Origin of the sequence: Pseudopedobacter beijingensis (assembly GCF_042678145.1) — a bacterium.
Taxonomy (GTDB): domain Bacteria; phylum Bacteroidota; class Bacteroidia; order Sphingobacteriales; family Sphingobacteriaceae; genus Pseudopedobacter; species Pseudopedobacter beijingensis.
Genome location: NZ_JBHUDG010000004.1, coordinates 232,227 through 247,269, shown reverse-complemented (window position 1 = coordinate 247,269; position 15,043 = coordinate 232,227). Strand labels below are relative to the sequence as shown.

Sequence of the window (15,043 nt, the reverse complement as noted above, 5' to 3'; positions counted from 1 at the left end):
AAAGTGACGTAAATCATACCTCCCAATTTTAGCTTTAAACTGATTTTTAATACTTTTGCAACTCATTTAACACTGTTTACAGCAGTATCAATGGTTTATGAAAGCTTACCAAACACTCTTATATTACTGTTATAGCCACATCGAGGATGCGGAACAGTACGCTGCAGATCACCTGAAATTTTGTAAAGAAACAGGACTAACCGGACGTATCATTATTGCTGATGAAGGCTTAAACGGAACCGTTTCCGGTACCGTGGAGCAATGCAAAAAATACATGGACTATGTTTATGCTGATGGTCGTTTTAATGCTACCGAATTTAAAATAGATGAAGTAGACGAACCTTCTTTCATGAAAATGCATTGCAGATACAAAGCAGAAATTGTACACTCAGGCCTACGTGATCCAAACATCATCGATCCTACCCAAAAAACCGGAAAACATCTGGAACCAGTTGATTTCATGGAAATGAAAGATCGCGATGATGTAGTAGTTTTGGATGTAAGATCTAACTACGAACACAAAATGGGAAAATTTAAGAATGCGATAACTTTAGACATCGACAATTTCAGAGATTTCCCTGATATGATTAATCAGCTAGCACAATACAAAGACAAAAAAATACTAACTTATTGTACGGGTGGCATTAAATGCGAAAAAGCATCAGCTCTTTTGCTTCACGAGGGTTTCAAAGATGTTTACCAACTACATGGTGGTATTATTAAATATGGGAAAGAAGCCGGTGGAAAAGATTTTGAAGGGAAATGTTATGTTTTTGACAACAGAATTGCTGTAGATGTAAACTCTGTGAACCCGGAAGTTATTTCTGTTTGCTATAACTGCGGCACTAAAACTACAAAAATGATCAACTGTGCTAATCCTGAGTGTAACGAACATTTCACCCAATGCGAGGAATGCGGATGGAAAATGGCTGGCTGTTGTTCTGATGCTTGTAAAGAACATCCACGGAAAAGACCTTATGACGGAACTGGTTATTATGTAAAAGTTCCTATGCCGGTGAATAAGAAAGATATAACTTTAGCTTAAAACAAGTTTAACCGTAAAGAGCGACAAGAATACACAAAGGGCGCAAAGTTTTTATACTCTGTGCCCTTTCTATAATTAAAAACACAATCAACAATAAAGACTTAATATTAATCACCCTTCGAACTCTCCAGCAAAGAACAATTTTCATCTACTAAATCAAAAGTAATCGCATATTGGGGTAAGGGACCACAAACAGCTGGCATAATTTGGGAATCAAGCTTAGATACATTGCTGACCTTCACAAAAAAAGTTCTGCCATCTTTAAATTCCTCAGGCATAACACCTGTACTATAAGCTTGTTCATACTTTATACCATTTCCGTCCGCCCATAAAGATTGAGGCAAAGCCGAATTAGCAGTAACAATATGAACGACCGTACCGCAAGTACTGTTATTACTTATTAATCTAGCTTTATAACAATTTTCTGCAAGATTGTCTGGTTTATCACAACTAACAAACAAGCCAATACAAATTGCTAAAGTGATAATAATGATATTTTTCATGTCAAATACAGTTAAGTTTTAAATATCAACACTTAAATACTGTTATACCGTCTTGAAAAAGCATTTGATTAGATCGAATTCTTACTGTATTTACATTCTAGTTCAAACGTATTTGGATCGGAAACTACAAAAAGGAATCTTTCGGTATTAAATTAGCTTACACAAAGCTATAAAATAATCACAAAAAAGCAAACAATAAGCGTTAAAATAAATTAAATTTCCATAAAATTTCAAGACGATCCGATTATACCGGGCTACGTTACCCTAGTAACAGTCAGCTCTTCATTAATTTTACTAATAATTTAGATTCCCACTAGCTATAAGCAAATCATAATAAAAGAATTACTTTGTAACAAAGTCGTGGAGGTTCAGCATAGCTCTCATAATATATTAAACAAATCCCTCAACGCATTAATAATTCAAAATAATGCTCCGTATATTATATTAAAACTGTTCTGATAGTACTGTTTGCTATCAACGAATCGGGGACTATTTTTTATCTGATGATCTCTAGTCTGTTTCCTATATCAAATACACAAAATTATGGACAAAGCATTATAGTATTTAAGTTTAAATAAAGAAGTGCTTAAATAGTGATTTTATAGAGTTCTACCTCTATGAACCCTCTACAAACCCTCTATTTACCCACTAGTATATCTCCTTAAAAAACTACACAATTCAGACTACATAGTTAATCAATAGCGGAGGGAAATTGAAAGTAAACAAAGTTAAATTTCTATCAGAAGAGCTTTCAAAACAGATCTCTTCTCAAAAGCATTCGGGATCGGGATAAGGCAATAAACATCGGTTATGCTAAATCAAAATTTCTTTGTCATACCTATACTTCGGCATTTGTCATGGTGAACATTTCGGCAAGCTCAATACAGGCTTTAGAAGGTATCTCGTTATTAAAAACAGATTACCTTTCTCTGCAATGTTTCCCGACAGAAGACATTGCATTTAAACATTTACAAGAAATAATACCTTTAATGATTTTATAGCACATCGTCCTTTTAGAGACGATATCAGGAGAGAGATTCAACTTTTATTGTGTTTTTAACACAGTTTATTTCGATGAGTAGAGCGAAGAGAAACCTCTTCCTAAGTACTTCTGAAAGAGATTCCTCAACTGCGTCCGGGATGACGGAAATCGGCTTTATGTCTTTACCTTCTTCTATTGAAATTTAATAATTCTTTTTTATCCCTTTAAATTTTACAGATACAAACATAGGATAACAAGGTTCTTTTAATACAACTCTATTCTTAAATTCCACTTAAACAACAATCTACTTATTCGCATCAATAATCTTCTTCAATTCCCCTGCCGGCACTACTCCGCTTTGTCTCCATTTAATCTGCCCATCTTTGAAAAGAATTAAAGTAGGAACAGCCATTACATTTAAAGCAGTAGCAGCCTGTTCATTTTTATCAATATCTATCTTTAATATGGTGGCATCTTCACCCACTTCCTTTTTCAATTCGTCTAAAATTGGCGCCATTGTTTTACATGGTCCGCACCACTCTGCAAAAAAGTCAACCAATACCGGTTTTCCGGAGTTTATGATTTCTTTAAAATTTCCCATATTTTATTTTCCTTATCAATTTAACTATACTTCCAACATTCAGAGCCAGATAGATTAAAAGAACAATCAACATTCCTTTGATCTTTCCAAACCTGAAACCTGCAATCAATAAAATACCGATTGCTATAAAATGCCTGTATAGCTTAAACTTCGTCATCAACTAACGAAATTAAGATTATTTAGGCAGTTTATCACTTAATAATCCATAAACCCATGTACCCAATATGGCACTTAAAAAAGTAATGCTTACGGCTAAATATCCGTAACCAAACTGCGCAAATATAGGTCCCGGGCAGGCACCTGTTATCGCCCATCCTAAACCAAATATTAAACCACCATAAATTTGCCCTTTATTAAATTTCTTGGGTTGCAGCACAATATCATCTCCACTCAGTGTTTTTATCTTAAATTTCTTGATTATGAATAATGAAATTGCCGCAACAATAACTGCGGTTCCTATGACTCCAAACATATGAAATGACTCGAACCGGAACATTTCCTGAATTCTAAACCACGACACAACTTCAGTTTTAATAAATACTACGCCAAAAAAGGCTCCCAAAAGCAAATACTTGAAGTTTGCCGCAAAGGATACTTTATCCTCTGTCTGCATATTTATCTTATCTAATTCTTTAGTTTCCATTGTTTAAAACAGCTTAAAAATTTGAGGAATGATAAACCAGGTGGATATTATACCACCTACCATAAAAGCAATAGTTGCCACTAAAGAAGGCCATTGCATATTGGCTATTCCCATAATAGAATGTCCGCTGGTACAACCTCCGGCATATCTGGTTCCAAAACCAACCATAAAACCTCCGAACACTAAAAATATCAGACCTTTTAATGTAAATATCTGGTCTATTCCAAAAATATCTTCCGGAAGAATTCCACTAAAATCTTTTACTCCTAACTCGATAAGATAAGTTTTAGTACTTTCTGAGATTTGTACCGGTTCAGGATTTTTAAAAAACAGGGCTGTAATTATACCACCTAAAAAAATACCAAAAACAAAAAATAGATTCCAGCTTTCTTTCTTCCAGTTGTACTGAAAAAAAGGGATTTTAGCCGGCATACAAGCAGCACACATATGCCTTAAAGAGGATGATATACCAAAAGATCTGTTTCCTATTAATAACAGGGTTGGAACAACCAGCCCTACCAAAGCTCCTCCAACATACCAGGGCCATGGTTTACTTAAAATCTCGATCATTGACTTTCTATTTTTAAATTTTGATTAGTTTGGATAGCTTGATATCCTCCTTTTACATTAACTACATTTTTAGCTCCATGCAACTGCAATAACGAAACTGCTATCATAGATCTATACCCCGAGGCGCAATGCACATAATAGGTGTTTTTATTTTGCAATGCCTGGGACCATGCTGGTAATTCTGATAATGGATTATTTAAAGCAGTAACCAGATGCCCCTGTCGATATTCTTCCGGCTTTCTCACATCCAGCACCTGCTTGTTCTTTCCTGAAATCACTTTCTCCAGATCTGCCGCTTCAACCTCATTTATTTTCTGAAGTTTTTTTCCAGCTTTAATCCAGGTATCTATCCCACCTTTCAGAAAACCTTTTACATGAAAATATCCCTTTTCGTTCAATTTTGATAAAACGTTCTGAGCTTTGTCTTCATCTGCAATAACCAATATAAATTGATTTTTATCCGGTACCGCTATAGACAACCAGGTTTCAAAAGGTCCGTCAACACCTAAAAAGACAGACTTTTTAATATGTCCTTCTGCAAATTCTTTGGCAGATCTGGTATCAAGGACAATAAACGACCTGCTTTCTAAACTTTTCTCGAATGTTACCAAATCCAACGGAAGGGGTACTACAACCTCTTCTGCCTGAATTGCAGATACTCCGGAAAACATCAGGATAAAAAATACAACTATAATATTTTTCATTTTTTAGCTTTTTTTCGATGGACAAGAAAAATCGGTAGTTTTTAGTCCCGACTCATTTTTAATAGCAGCAAAACCACCCTTAATATTTACCAAATGATCAAAACCTCGGGCTTTTAAAATAGACGCTGTAATCATAGATCTGTATCCCCCGGCACAATGCAGATAGTATTTATCTGTTTTATTGATTTCGCTTGTCCAGTCGTTTATAAAATCAAGAGGCTTATTTTCTACCCCTTCTATATGCTCAGCTTCATATTCTCCGGGTTTTCTTACATCAAGAATTTCAAGTTTTTGCTCACTCGATAATGTCCCCAATTCTACAGCATTGACCTCTTCTACGGTATCTATTTCTTTACCCGAAGCTAACCAGGTCTGGAATCCGCCTTTCAGATACCCTATAGTATAATCATAACCTACCCGAGCCAAACGTTTTACGGCTTCTTCTTCTCTTCCTTCTGGTGACACCAATAACATCGGCTGATGCAAATCAGTAATTAAAGCACCAACCCATGGGGCAAACTGCCCGTCCAGACCTATAAAAATAGAATTGGGGATAAAGCCTTTGGCAAACTCTTCCGGAGTTCTCACATCCAGCAACAGTGCGCCTTCGTCATTTGCTGCCTGCTCAAATTCATCGGCATTCAGTGCATTTAATCCTCTCTCGTACACCGTTTCTATGGTATCTATGCCTTCTTTATTCATCTGTGCATTTTTAGAAAAATATTGAGGTGGCGGCAATATCCCGGTAGTTAGTTCTTTGATGAAATTTTCTTTTGAAATATCACTCAATGCATAGTTAGTCTTTTTCTGATTCCCCAAAGTGTCAAAAGTTTCCTTACTCATGTTTTTTCCACATGCAGAACCTGCACCATGTGCCGGATAAATCAGTACATGATCATTTAAAGGCATAATTTTGGACCGCAACGAATCATAAAGATCAGAAGCCATTTCTTCTGCCGTTTTATTGGCCGATTTTTGTGCCAGATCCGGGCGACCAACATCTCCTATAAAAAGAGTATCTCCGGTAAAAACACAATACTCCTTACCTTCTTCATCTAAACACAGATAACAAGTAGATTCTGGCGTATGTCCCGGTGTATGCAATGCTCTTATCGTTAATGCACCTACTTTAAACTCCTCGTTATCTTTAGCTATATAAGCTTCAAATGAAGGTTGAGCTGTTGGACCATAAACAATAGTTGCTCCTGTTTTTTGTGCCAGATCTACGTGTCCCGAAACAAAATCAGCATGGAAATGGGTTTCAAAAACATATTTGATTTTCGCTCCCGCCGCTTCCGCTTTCCTGATATATGGAGCCGTTTCTCTTAATGGGTCTATAATAGCTACTTCGCCATTACTTTCAATATAATAGGCAGCTTCTGCCAAACATCCCGTATATAATTGTTCTACTTTCATCTGTTTATTTTTATTTACTAGGTGGAACCGATATATTTATTTTATAATATTAATGATGATTACTATTGCCAGGCTTAAAACAAACCACCCGAATATGGTTTTTAGTTTTTTTGCATTGGTTAATTTCCCAATATATACCCCTGCTAATACACCGATAACTGCTATAAGTGAAAACTCGAGTAAGTACGGCCATTGGATATCTGTAAGGTGTTGAAAATCTCCGGTAAACCCCACCAAAGAATTCAACGATATAATAAGCAGAGATGTCCCTATAGCTAAATGTACTGGTAAACCTAAATACAGTGTAATTGCCGGAACAATCAGAAATCCCCCACCGGCACCAATTAACCCCGATAAGATACCTACTACCACCCCGCTACCTATTGCCACTTTATAATTAGGCTGTTCTATCTTCTCCGAATCCGCTTTATCACTAAACCATATCATTTTCACCGCACTTAGTATCATTACTAAGGCAAACAGCGACATTAAGGCTGTATCTTTTGTAAGGGTGAATGTGCCTATTTGCAAAAGCTCGTCGGGCAGGTTATGCACCACAAAGCGCCTGACCAACCACACTGTTAACATAGAAGGAACCGAGAATAATATAGCCAGCTTAATATCTACAAGCTTTTCTTTAAAATAGCCCAGCATCCCTACAAAAGAAGTAACTCCTACAATAAACAACGAATAACCCGTTGCCAAAACAGGCTCTATACCTGATATATAAACCAAAATGGGTACCGTGAGTATAGAACCTCCTCCTCCGGTAAGTCCTAAAGACAAACCTACTACCAGCGCTAAAATGTAACTTAATAATTCGTTAGCCATTACATATTGCAATTACATTTTTCAATACAAGCCAGTAGTCCAAGTAGCTCTCGTTCTTTTAAAGAATAAAAAACCTGTACTCCTTGCTTCTCTGCTTTCAACAAACCTTTTAATCTCATATTATTTAAATGATGAGAAACTAAAGACTGTTCACACGCTAGCACATCGCACAATTCACCTACACTCATTTTCTCTGTATTGCCCAATAGCTCGATAACTTTCAATCGTAAAGGATGTGCCACTGTTTTCAAAATATAGGCTGCCTTTTCTAGTTTTTCGGTAGTCAATTCATTTGCCATATTCAAATATATGAACATATTATCATATATTGATAAATAAAGAAACATTCATGACTTTTCATAGACAAAAAGTTGCTGTGGTAACTTACAGCAACTCTAGCTCACTATAATTTGCTATAAAAGTGATGATATTACTATATCTGAAAAAATCTTCTTCCGGATGCAAGGTGGTAATAGCTACAGCATCCATTCCCGCATTTGCAGCTGCTTCAATTCCTTTGGGAGCATCTTCAAATACCAGACATTTGGAATATTCGACCCCTAAAATATCCGCCGCTTTAGTAAAGGTTTGAGGGTGAGGTTTACTTTTATCTACATCATCTGCACTGACGATAACATCAAAATATTTTCTAATATTCAGATTATCTAAAATAAAATCTATATTAAACGGTATGGCTGCAGAACCAATAGCCATTTTAATTCCGGCTTGATGCGCTTTTTCTAAAAATGCTCCCAAACCATCTATTAATTTCATTTCCGGACGGTAAGCCTCCTGATAAGCTTTTTCTTTATCTATAGATATTTTTTCTACTTCTGCATCTGAAAAATGTCCCGCTCCAAAAACCCGCTCCAATAACTCAGCGTTTTTTCCGTACATCTGCAATACCACCTCGTCATAAGTCAGATCTGCTCCTAGTTCTGATAATATCTTTTTCCAGGCTCTGCCATGGAAATGCATGTCGTCTATAACTGTTCCGTTTAAATCAAATAAATATGCGCCGTATTTCATCTTTCTATAGTAAAAATTGCTAAAGCCAAAGGTAATCTTTTATAAAGTTAGTTTTTGGATCCTTCGCCTAAAAGCATTCCCCAGGGCTTCATAGATTCGACCCTATCGAAGATTATTTTTAAAACAGCCACAACCGGAATAGAGAGGAACATGCCAGAAACACCCCATAGCATCTCCCCTATAAACACCCCTAAAACAGTAATAAAAGCATTAATCTTAACTTTAGAGCCTACAACTGTAGGCAATAGAATATTGGCATCAAATGCATGAATTCCTATTAATGCCGCCACCACAAAAAGCACTTTAGTAAAAGCCATTGTTGTAGCAAAAGTAACCAATGCACTAATAAACATAGCCGTAAATATTCCGACGTAAGGAATAATATTGATGATACCTGTAAGCATTCCTAATAAAAATGCATATTTGATTCCCAGTGCCCAGAATACCAAACACGTTATAGTACTAACCACTGCAATCTGGATCATGATACCCACCAGATAATTTCTGATGATATATTGAATTTGTTCTAAAGCATCGTTTACCGTATCAAGATGTTCCTCCTTAAATACCGCATTCAGAAAATTGACAATATGCCTTCTGTAAAAAAGTATAAAAAAGGTATAGATAAAAGTAAAAACAAGAAATATAATAGTAGAGGATAATGACACTACTGTTGCACTGATAACTACTGTTGAAGATGACAACATTTTTTTTGCAGCATCTGTAAGATAGGTTACCTGATGGCTTTTATCTACATTAAAACTTTGTGCTATCCATTCCTGAAACTGCTCTATAGACTTGATAAACTGCTCTTTAAACTGTGGCCAATCTTCTGACAGAGAGCTAAACTGCGACCCTATCAGATATAATATACCTGATATAAGAGAGATGAAAAGAATAACAGAAAGTATACTGGCCAAACCTTTAGGAAATTTAAGTCTCTGTTCAAGAAACTTAGATACGGGATATAATAGGATGGCAAACAAAAAAGAGAATATCAGCGGAGACAATACCGCTTTACCTAATATGGCTAAATATCCCATGGCTATTAACGAAACAAGCACCATGGCTAGCTTCACATAAAAAGGCTGTTTTCTTATAGTTGAATTCATATATTGACTATTTTTCAAAGTTAGACTTTAAATCCTACAAGAACTATTCCTGAAAATTGTTTTTAATAGCAGATGGATTTTTTTTTATTACAATTATAATTACATTTGCAACCCACAAACAGAGAGGTGTCCGAGTGGTTGAAGGAGCTACCCTGGAAAGGTAGTATACGGGTAACCGTATCGAGGGTTCGAATCCCTTCCTCTCTGCAATAAAACAACAAAAAGTCAATTATAAACCTAATAACAGCTTTTCCTGTAATCACCTTTGAATAGGGAATATTCATCGTATCAGCACTGCCTCTTTTAAGAATGAGGGAAAGTCCTGTCTAAACCAGACATGTTATTAAAATTCGCATCTCTTCTCCATACAACATGATTACAATCATAAATAAACGAAAAAGGCACTTGTACTTTTGAGTCGGACTTAATCGACATCAAAATGAACAAGGCAATTTTCACAACAGCTATTCTGGCTACAGTTTTTTTAATCGGTTCTTGTGGAGGAAACAGTACTACATCAGAATCAAAAAGTATTTCAACAGAACAAAGTACGCCGACAGCCAACACATCAGACTACGACCCAAGCCGTGGAGATGGAAAATTCAACGACTCAAATGTAACGGCTGGCGCATTAGATGTTGCAATGGCAGATCAGGGAAAAGCCATTGCGGCCACTAAATGTAACTCTTGCCATAAGCACACCGATGAAAAACTGGTTGGACCAGGCTGGAAAGGTGTTACCCAACGCAGAACGCTGCCATGGATCATGAATTTTATTACCAATCCCGATCAGATGATAGATAAAGACCCGGAATTGCAGGCTCAATTGGAGCTATGTTTGGTGCGCATGCCAAACCAAAATCTTTCTGATGACGAGGCAAGAAGTATAGTTGAATTTATGCGTCAAAATGATGGTGTAAAATAATATCTGAAGTCGGAAGACCGAAGTCTGATTGTCTATAGTCAATGATGAACAGTTTATAATAAAATTTACCAGTGACTGATGAATAATTAGCTATCAGGACAGATAACACCAGCGAAAGACAAAAAACGAAATAAAATAATTAACCCCTATTATTATGTTAAAACATACCACACTTTATCTTCTATCTGCCATTTTCCTGATGGCGGCATGTAAACCAAAAGGAGCCGGAGATGCAGTTAATAGTGATGCAGCGTCTAAAGTATATGTTGCTCCCGGGCAGTACGACGAGTTCTATGGATTCGTTTCAGGAGGGTTCAGCGGACAATTATCTGTTTACGGATTTCCTTCTGGCAGGTTATTAAAAGTACTTCCTGTATTCTCACAAAATCCGGAAACTGGTTATGGATATAGTGAAGAAACACTTCCTATGCTGAATACTTCTCATGGCTTTGTCCCTTACGATGATTTGCATCACGTACAGGTTTCACAAACCAATGGTGAAATGGACGGCCGTTGGGTATTTGTAAACGGAAACAATACCCCAAGGGTAGCCAGACTGGATCTTAAAACTTTTAAAACTGTTGAGATTCTGGAGTTACCTCATAGTGCTGGTAATCACTCCTCTCCTTTCTTAACTGAGAACACAGAATATGTGGTTGCCGGAACACGGTTCAGTGTCCCTGATGATGGCGTAGAATATCCTATACATACCTATAAAGATAACTTTAAAGGAACCATCAGCTTTATAGGAGTAGACAAAGAAAAAGGCGATATGAACATTGCTTTCCAGTTAGAAGTACCTGCTTTAAACTTCGACCTGAGCCACAGTGGTAAAGGCCCAAGCAGTGGATGGTTTTTCTTCTCCACTTACAATACAGAAAAAGCTTATACACTTTTGGAGGTCAACGCTTCTCAAAGAGATAAAGACTTTATTATGGCTGTAAACTGGAAAAAAGCCGAAGAAATGATTAAAGCTGGTAAAGGAAAAAAGAAACCGGCTAAATATGCTCACAACAAATGGGACGAACATAAGCATTCTGCAACGTCTGAAATTAAAAACGAGGTTCTGGTGCTTACTCCCGACCAGTTAAAGGAAGTATGTTACTTTATCCCATGTCCAAAATCGCCACATGGTACAGATGTTGACCCATCGGGTGAATTTATTGTAGGGAGTGGTAAACTAGCAGCTCTTCTACCTGTGTTTGCATTCTCAAAAATCAAAAAAGCTATCGAGAACAAAGATTTTGATGGTGAGTACGATGGATTTAATGTCTTAAAATACGAATCGGTATTACATGGCGAGGTAGAAAAACCAGGTTTAGGCCCTTTACATACAGAATTTGACGATAAAGGAAATGCTTATACTTCTTTCTTTGTTTCTTCAGAAATTGTAAAATGGAACGTAAAGTCATTAGAAATATTAGACAGGGTACCAACTTATTACTCTATTGGACACTTAACTGTACCGGGTGGAGATACGAAAAAACCTTATGGAAAATATGTTGTTGCTTACAACAAAATTACCAAAGACCGCTATTTACCTACCGGACCTGAACTTACACAGAGTGCTCAGTTATATGATATTTCGGGTGATAAAATGCAACTACTATTAGACTTCCCTACCATTGGCGAACCGCATTACAGTCAGATTATTCCCGCAAGTATCATTAAAGATAATTCTTTAAAATTCTATAAAATCGAAGAGAATCAACATCCGTATGTTGCAAAAGGTGAAGATCAGACAAAAATTACCAGAGAAGGAAATAAGGTACATGTTTACATGACGTTGATAAGAAGTCACCTAACTCCTGATAATATTGAAGGTATCAGAGTTGGAGACGAGGTTTATTTCCATGTAACCAATTTAGAACAGGACTGGGATTTGCCTCACGGATTTGCTATAAAAGGCGCCAATACCGCAGAACTACTAATAATGCCAGGTGAAACACAAACCTTAAAATGGACACCAAAACAAACAGGTATTACTCCTTTTTACTGTAGTGACTTCTGTAGTGCACTGCATCAGGAAATGTCTGGCTATATCAGAGTATCTCCTGCCGGAAGCAATACTCCGTTAAGATATGGTACAGGTGAAAAAGCTCCGGGGCCACAGAATTAATTGACTGTTATATTGAGCCAACAAACTCAATGGATAAACAATATGAAAGACGTTGGAGAGATTGCCACGTCGTACCTCCTCGCAATGAACAAATAGCTTCGTTGCGAGGAATCAAAGCAATCTCATTATCAAACACTTGCACCAACATATCAATAGTAACAAACAAAATCAGCCTGGCTTCCAGAAAATATCCAATCATGAGATCACTTTTATTTATAAAACTCTGATAAAGAAAAGAAGATGAACCAAGTAAAAAAGAAGAAAACAGGTCTATTAGGAATAACAAAAACGCTTTCTGTTATTTGCGGGATAGCACTGGCAGTAGTCATTTTTGTACCTATCTGGAAAATAGAACTTAAAGCACCTCAATATCCAGAAGGATTATCCATGCATATACATGCTAACAAACTATCGGGCGATGTAGAAATTATTAACGGGCTAAACCATTACATAGGTATGCGAACTTTGCATGCAGATGATTTTGTGGAGTTTACCGTACTCCCTTACATTTTCATCTTTTTTGCATTGATGGGAATTTTATCAGCTGTTGTAAACAAAAAATGGTTTTTCATATTGTGGGTAAGTCTCTTTTTTCTTTTCGCTATCGTAGCGATGGTTGACTTTTATCTTTGGGAGTATGATTATGGCCATAATTTAGACCCTAAAGCACCTATACAGGTACCGGGCATGAGCTATCAGCCCCCTTTAATTGGATTTAAGCAATTACTCAATTTCGAGGCGTTTTCAATTCCCAGTACAGGCGGTTGGATGATGTTAGGTGTGGGATTATCTATGATATTTTTACTATTCAAGGAAATTAAAAACTCAAGAAAAAATGTTCAAGTACATATTTAAAGTAAGCTATTCTCTGATTATCTCAGCACTGTTTATTCTTTCTTCTTGCAGTACAAAACCGCAGCCTATACAATTTGGGGTAGACAACTGCGATTTCTGTAAAATGACCATCAGCGACCAACGCTATGGTGCCGAACTGGTTAGTAAAAAAGGGAGAATATTCAAGTTTGATGATATTCATTGTATTAAAGGTTTTATAGAAAACGGACAGATAAAACACCAGGACATTGCCGGATCATGGATCGTGGATTTTGCTCATCCCGAAAAGTTGATTTCTGCTAAGGAGAGTTATCTGTTTTTCTCAGAACAATTAAAAAGTCCAATGGGATCTAACATTGCAGCTTTTGAAAATACTCATGAAAGAGCAAAAATTCAGGAAAACTATTCAGGAACCGAAATGAAATGGGACGATTATTTAGTACAGCATCATTAATTATCACTTTTTTGTTCATCTTCCTTGCAGATAATGCAAAAGCAAAAAAGCTGGTTGTCTCTAGCCAATCGCGGTTTAAGACTATAACCAAAGCACTACAAGCCGCACAGGATGGAGATACCATTTTAATTAAATCGGGTTTATACCGTGAAGGCAGTCTGAAAATCAACAAAAAGATTTCCTTAATCGGAGAATCGTTCCCTATTATAGATGGTGAAAACAAGTACGAAAACTTATTAATAGAAAGTGATAACGTATTGATAGATGGTATTGCATTTAAAAACTCGGGCAGTTCCAGCTACATGGATATTGCAGCTTTGAAAATACAAAACTCCAAAAACATCACAGTGCGTAATTGTCGCTTTCAGGATAATTTTTTCGGGATACATTGCATGAACTCCAGTTTCTGCACATTTGAGAACAATCAACTTCAATCAGGGAATATTAAAGGAAAACCCGCTGCAAATGGTATACATTGCTGGAAAAGTAATCATCTTAAAATCGTCAACAATCATGTTTCTGGACATAGGGATGGTATTTATTTTGAGTTTGTCACAAAATCTACCATAGAAAATAACCAAAGCACAGGCAACAAACGTTATGGATTACATTTTATGTTTTCGCATGATGACACCTATAACCATAATATTATTAAAAAAAATGGTGCTGGTGTAGCTGTTATGTACAGCAAACGGGTAAAAATGTATAATAATGTATTTGCCGAAAATTGGGGCAATGCTGCTTATGGCCTGTTGCTGAAAGAGATTATGGACAGCCATATCGAAAACAATATATTCCAAAACAATACCATAGCTATTTTTGCTGAAGGAGCCAACCGTATTAAAATGATCGGAAACAGATTCGAGAAAAACGGATGGGCTTTACAGATACAAGCCAGCTGTAGCGATGCCTACATCAGCCTGAACAATTTTATAGGTAATACTTTTGATGTGGCTACCAACGGCAGTTTGGTTATGAAATATTTTGATAAAAATTACTGGGATAAATACGAAGGGTACGACCTGAACAGAGATGGTTACGGAGATATACCGCATAGACCCGCTACATTTTATTCCATGATTATTCAAAGGAATCCCGGTGCGTTGATGTTATTCCGTAGTTTTTTTGTCAAACTGATGGACAAGGCCGAAACTCTATTTCCTAATCTAACTCCGGAAAACCTAAAAGATAATAAACCAAGAATGGGAAAAATATGATGAGTGGAAAGTTTAAAATCATGAGTTAAAAGTGGAAAGCTAAAACATCACGCAATCT

General features: G+C 36.6%; 17 protein-coding genes and 1 tRNA gene. 7 read left to right on the top strand and 11 right to left on the bottom strand.

Annotated elements, in window-relative coordinates; all coding sequences use genetic code 11:
• The first annotated feature begins 97 nt into the window (after positions 1-97).
• Complete coding sequence (gene trhO, locus ACFSAH_RS06020) at positions 98-1,045, top strand: oxygen-dependent tRNA uridine(34) hydroxylase TrhO (protein ID WP_379661807.1); 948 nt, start codon at positions 98-100, stop codon at positions 1,043-1,045.
• Between the two features lie 107 nt (positions 1,046-1,152).
• Here trhO and ACFSAH_RS06015 read toward each other — a convergent pair whose 3' ends face one another.
• The 11 genes from ACFSAH_RS06015 to ACFSAH_RS05965 form a co-directional block, all read right to left on the bottom strand.
• Positions 1,153-1,548 (bottom strand): hypothetical protein, encoded by a 396-nt coding sequence (locus ACFSAH_RS06015; protein WP_379661806.1) that lies wholly within the window; start codon positions 1,546-1,548, stop codon positions 1,153-1,155.
• A gap of 1,286 nt (positions 1,549-2,834) precedes the next feature.
• Positions 2,835-3,131, bottom strand: a complete 297-nt coding sequence (trxA, locus tag ACFSAH_RS06010) for a thioredoxin (RefSeq protein ID WP_379661805.1) — start codon at positions 3,129-3,131, stop codon at positions 2,835-2,837.
• A complete protein-coding gene (locus ACFSAH_RS06005; protein WP_379661804.1) occupies positions 3,118-3,288 on the bottom strand; it encodes a hypothetical protein in 171 nt (56 codons plus the stop codon). The genes trxA and ACFSAH_RS06005 overlap by 14 nt, the downstream gene beginning before the upstream one ends.
• 18 nt (positions 3,289-3,306) lie before the next feature.
• On the bottom strand, positions 3,307-3,774 hold the full coding sequence (locus ACFSAH_RS06000; RefSeq protein WP_379661803.1) for a DUF6691 family protein: 468 nt from the start codon (positions 3,772-3,774) through the stop codon (positions 3,307-3,309).
• A 3-nt stretch (positions 3,775-3,777) separates the two neighbouring features.
• A complete protein-coding gene (locus tag ACFSAH_RS05995) occupies positions 3,778-4,344 on the bottom strand; it encodes a YeeE/YedE family protein (protein WP_379661802.1) in 567 nt (188 codons plus the stop codon).
• Complete coding sequence (locus tag ACFSAH_RS05990) at positions 4,341-5,048, bottom strand: rhodanese-like domain-containing protein (protein WP_379661801.1); 708 nt, start codon at positions 5,046-5,048, stop codon at positions 4,341-4,343. The genes ACFSAH_RS05995 and ACFSAH_RS05990 overlap by 4 nt, the downstream gene beginning before the upstream one ends.
• A gap of 3 nt (positions 5,049-5,051) precedes the next feature.
• The gene (locus tag ACFSAH_RS05985) at positions 5,052-6,464 is read right to left on the bottom strand and encodes an MBL fold metallo-hydrolase (protein ID WP_379661800.1); all 1,413 of its coding nucleotides are present in this window, start codon (positions 6,462-6,464) and stop codon (positions 5,052-5,054) included.
• A 36-nt stretch (positions 6,465-6,500) separates the two neighbouring features.
• Complete coding sequence (locus tag ACFSAH_RS05980; RefSeq protein WP_379661799.1) at positions 6,501-7,295, bottom strand: sulfite exporter TauE/SafE family protein; 795 nt, start codon at positions 7,293-7,295, stop codon at positions 6,501-6,503.
• Positions 7,295-7,612 carry an ArsR/SmtB family transcription factor gene (locus tag ACFSAH_RS05975; protein WP_379661798.1) on the bottom strand — a complete coding sequence of 106 codons (318 nt, stop codon included), beginning with the start codon at positions 7,610-7,612 and terminating at the stop codon, positions 7,295-7,297. Before ACFSAH_RS05975 ends, ACFSAH_RS05980 begins: the two co-directional genes overlap by 1 nt.
• A gap of 67 nt (positions 7,613-7,679) precedes the next feature.
• On the bottom strand, positions 7,680-8,324 hold the full coding sequence (locus ACFSAH_RS05970) for an HAD family hydrolase (protein ID WP_379661797.1): 645 nt from the start codon (positions 8,322-8,324) through the stop codon (positions 7,680-7,682).
• 47 nt (positions 8,325-8,371) lie between these two features.
• A complete protein-coding gene (locus ACFSAH_RS05965) occupies positions 8,372-9,436 on the bottom strand; it encodes an AI-2E family transporter (protein ID WP_379661796.1) in 1,065 nt (354 codons plus the stop codon).
• A 120-nt stretch (positions 9,437-9,556) separates the two neighbouring features.
• Between ACFSAH_RS05965 and ACFSAH_RS05960 the strand changes: the two genes are divergently transcribed.
• From ACFSAH_RS05960 to nosD, 6 genes are all read left to right on the top strand, one after another.
• Positions 9,557-9,643 (top strand) — tRNA-Ser (locus ACFSAH_RS05960).
• 232 nt (positions 9,644-9,875) lie between these two features.
• The gene (locus tag ACFSAH_RS05955) at positions 9,876-10,361 is read left to right on the top strand and encodes a c-type cytochrome (protein ID WP_379661795.1); all 486 of its coding nucleotides are present in this window, start codon (positions 9,876-9,878) and stop codon (positions 10,359-10,361) included.
• 154 nt (positions 10,362-10,515) lie between these two features.
• Positions 10,516-12,480: a Sec-dependent nitrous-oxide reductase gene (nosZ, locus tag ACFSAH_RS05950; RefSeq protein ID WP_379661794.1), complete on the top strand. Its 1,965-nt coding sequence runs from the start codon at positions 10,516-10,518 to the stop codon at positions 12,478-12,480.
• Positions 12,481-12,720: 240 nt separating this feature from the next.
• Positions 12,721-13,335, top strand: coding sequence for a hypothetical protein (locus ACFSAH_RS05945; protein ID WP_379661793.1), 615 nt, complete (start codon positions 12,721-12,723; stop codon positions 13,333-13,335).
• Positions 13,316-13,768, top strand: a complete 453-nt coding sequence (locus tag ACFSAH_RS05940; RefSeq protein ID WP_379661792.1) for a nitrous oxide reductase accessory protein NosL — start codon at positions 13,316-13,318, stop codon at positions 13,766-13,768. The genes ACFSAH_RS05945 and ACFSAH_RS05940 overlap by 20 nt, the downstream gene beginning before the upstream one ends.
• Positions 13,738-14,985: a nitrous oxide reductase family maturation protein NosD gene (nosD, locus tag ACFSAH_RS05935; RefSeq protein ID WP_379661791.1), complete on the top strand. Its 1,248-nt coding sequence runs from the start codon at positions 13,738-13,740 to the stop codon at positions 14,983-14,985. Before ACFSAH_RS05940 ends, nosD begins: the two co-directional genes overlap by 31 nt.
• The last annotated feature ends 58 nt before the right edge of the window (positions 14,986-15,043 follow it).

What these genes read in the sequence shown, in the direction of transcription:
- trhO (WP_379661807.1), top strand. Translation starts at nt 98, where the DNA reads ATGAAAGCTTACCAAACACTCTTATATTACTGTTATAGCCACATCGAG.
- ACFSAH_RS06015 (WP_379661806.1), bottom strand. Translation starts at nt 1,548, where the DNA reads ATGAAAAATATCATTATTATCACTTTAGCAATTTGTATTGGCTTGTTT.
- trxA (WP_379661805.1), bottom strand. Translation starts at nt 3,131, where the DNA reads ATGGGAAATTTTAAAGAAATCATAAACTCCGGAAAACCGGTATTGGTT.
- ACFSAH_RS06005 (WP_379661804.1), bottom strand. Translation starts at nt 3,288, where the DNA reads ATGACGAAGTTTAAGCTATACAGGCATTTTATAGCAATCGGTATTTTA.
- ACFSAH_RS06000 (WP_379661803.1), bottom strand. Translation starts at nt 3,774, where the DNA reads ATGGAAACTAAAGAATTAGATAAGATAAATATGCAGACAGAGGATAAA.
- ACFSAH_RS05995 (WP_379661802.1), bottom strand. Translation starts at nt 4,344, where the DNA reads ATGATCGAGATTTTAAGTAAACCATGGCCCTGGTATGTTGGAGGAGCT.
- ACFSAH_RS05990 (WP_379661801.1), bottom strand. Translation starts at nt 5,048, where the DNA reads ATGAAAAATATTATAGTTGTATTTTTTATCCTGATGTTTTCCGGAGTA.
- ACFSAH_RS05985 (WP_379661800.1), bottom strand. Translation starts at nt 6,464, where the DNA reads ATGAAAGTAGAACAATTATATACGGGATGTTTGGCAGAAGCTGCCTAT.
- ACFSAH_RS05980 (WP_379661799.1), bottom strand. Translation starts at nt 7,295, where the DNA reads ATGGCTAACGAATTATTAAGTTACATTTTAGCGCTGGTAGTAGGTTTG.
- ACFSAH_RS05975 (WP_379661798.1), bottom strand. Translation starts at nt 7,612, where the DNA reads ATGTTCATATATTTGAATATGGCAAATGAATTGACTACCGAAAAACTA.
- ACFSAH_RS05970 (WP_379661797.1), bottom strand. Translation starts at nt 8,324, where the DNA reads ATGAAATACGGCGCATATTTATTTGATTTAAACGGAACAGTTATAGAC.
- ACFSAH_RS05965 (WP_379661796.1), bottom strand. Translation starts at nt 9,436, where the DNA reads ATGAATTCAACTATAAGAAAACAGCCTTTTTATGTGAAGCTAGCCATG.
- ACFSAH_RS05955 (WP_379661795.1), top strand. Translation starts at nt 9,876, where the DNA reads ATGAACAAGGCAATTTTCACAACAGCTATTCTGGCTACAGTTTTTTTA.
- nosZ (WP_379661794.1), top strand. Translation starts at nt 10,516, where the DNA reads ATGTTAAAACATACCACACTTTATCTTCTATCTGCCATTTTCCTGATG.
- ACFSAH_RS05945 (WP_379661793.1), top strand. Translation starts at nt 12,721, where the DNA reads ATGAACCAAGTAAAAAAGAAGAAAACAGGTCTATTAGGAATAACAAAA.
- ACFSAH_RS05940 (WP_379661792.1), top strand. Translation starts at nt 13,316, where the DNA reads ATGTTCAAGTACATATTTAAAGTAAGCTATTCTCTGATTATCTCAGCA.
- nosD (WP_379661791.1), top strand. Translation starts at nt 13,738, where the DNA reads ATGGGACGATTATTTAGTACAGCATCATTAATTATCACTTTTTTGTTC.